The sequence below is a fragment of the Blautia sp. HCP3S3_D9 genome (assembly GCF_052063845.1).
Taxonomy (GTDB): Bacteria; Bacillota; Clostridia; order Lachnospirales; family Lachnospiraceae; genus Blautia_A.
Window position 1 is genome coordinate 1 of record NZ_JBQHWS010000252.1, and the last position, 1,798, is coordinate 1,798.

Genomic DNA, 1,798 nt, shown 5'->3' on the forward strand with positions numbered 1-1,798 from the left:
GCTAACACAGGGCTTATAAGTGCTTGAGCCGTGTGAGGGGAAACTCTCACGCACGGTTCTTAGAGGGGAAAGCGGTAGTAATACCGCTGACCTACTCGACCAGATTTTGGAAAACAAGCAGAAGTTCATCAGTCAGATCATGACCAGTAAATCGCCAGTCAGGGCTTGTGAAGATGTGGATGATACGGCATTGTCTTATGCCGAGATCAAGGCACTTGCCACAGGAAATCCCTACATTAAGGAAAAAATGGATCTGGATGTACAGGTGAGTAAGCTGAAACTTCTAAAGGCAAACCATACCAGTCAGATTTACCGTCTGGAATCAGATATTGCAAAGAATTTCCCAGTACAGATCAGTGCATTGAAAGAACGGATTGCCGGAATGCAGGTGGATTCGCAGGTAGTAAAAAGTGTGGATTTACAGGATAATGACAAGTTTGTCATGACGGTAGGGAATGTCCTTTATGAAGATAAGAAAGAAGCAGGAGAAGCATTGATCGCTGCCTGTGCAGGATTAAAAGAGGTCAGCACAGGTGGAAAGGTCGGAGAGTATCATGGGTTTACATTATCCGCTTCCTATAATATGTTCTCCAATGCTTTTGAATTGACGATCAAAGGAAAATGTTCTTATAAGCTGGAAATCGGAAAAGACCCGGTAGGAAATATGCAGCGTATCCATAACACCCTTTCTTCTATCGACAGGAAGCTGACGGAAAGTGAGCAGAAACTGGAAACTGTACAACAACAGCTTGCTACCGCACAGGAAGAGGTGAAGAAGCCATTCCCGAAAGAAGCGGAACTGAATGAAAAGATGGAACGATTATCAGAATTAAATGCGTTGCTGAACATGGATGAAAAGGGTAATGAGACTATTCTGGCAGATGAGGATATTGGCAGAGAAGAAAGTTCCGTAGACAGCAGGGAAAACGTGGAAGAAAAAGAACTTCCGGAAACAGCGGACAAAATCCATAAGCCGTCCATTCTGGAACTGTTAAAGCAGGAGAAGGCACAGCAGAATACAGCGGAACAGACCGTTACACAGAAAAGTGCAAAGAAAAAGCACGAACAGGAGTTATAAAAGAGTTCCCGTCAGAGTTTCCTCTGGCGGGAATCCTAAAATGGAGGATTTGTTTATGGCGAACAATAATATAGAGAAACAGTTAAAAGAAATATCGGAACGACTGGAGCAGGGAGTAAAAGAAATCTTTACATCGGAGAGATATACAGAATATCTGAATACCATGTCGAAGTTCCATAATTACAGCTTTAATAATACGCTGCTGATCACCATGCAGAAACCGGAGGCAACACTGGTGGCAGGGTATCAGGCATGGCAGAAGAAATTTAACCGCCATGTAAAGCGTGGGGAAAAGGGAATCCAGATCATCGCACCTGCACCAATCCGGGAAAAACAGGAGATTGAAAAGATTGACCCAGTAACAAAAGAACCGGTGATTGGGGAGGACGGACAACCGGAAACAGAGATTGTGGAAATGGTCATTCCAAGGTTCCGGGTAACTACGATATTTGATGTCAGTCAGACAGAGGGAGAACCGATTGCTGACCTGGATGTACCGGAACTTACTGGAAGTGTACAGTTTTATGACACGTTTATGCAAGCATTACAGAATATTTCACCAGTGCCAATCCGTATGATGAATGTGGAAGGGGAAGCGAAAGGTTACTATCACCAGACAGAAAAATATATTGCGATAAAGGAAGATATGAGTAATGTTCAGACGATGAAAACCGGAGTCCATGAAGTGAGCCACGCATTGCTGCATGACCGGGAAGTAAT

General features: G+C 43.8%; 2 protein-coding genes. Both read left to right on the forward strand.

Going from position 1 to position 1,798, the window contains the following annotated elements:
- The first annotated feature begins 19 nt into the window (after positions 1-19).
- Positions 20-1,078, forward strand: a complete 1,059-nt coding sequence (locus ACTNES_RS20650) for a helicase (protein ID WP_441040549.1) — start codon at positions 20-22, stop codon at positions 1,076-1,078.
- Between the two features lie 55 nt (positions 1,079-1,133).
- Positions 1,134-1,798, forward strand: a 665-nt coding sequence (locus tag ACTNES_RS20655; protein WP_441040550.1) for an ArdC family protein, incomplete at its 3' end; no start/stop codon positions are given.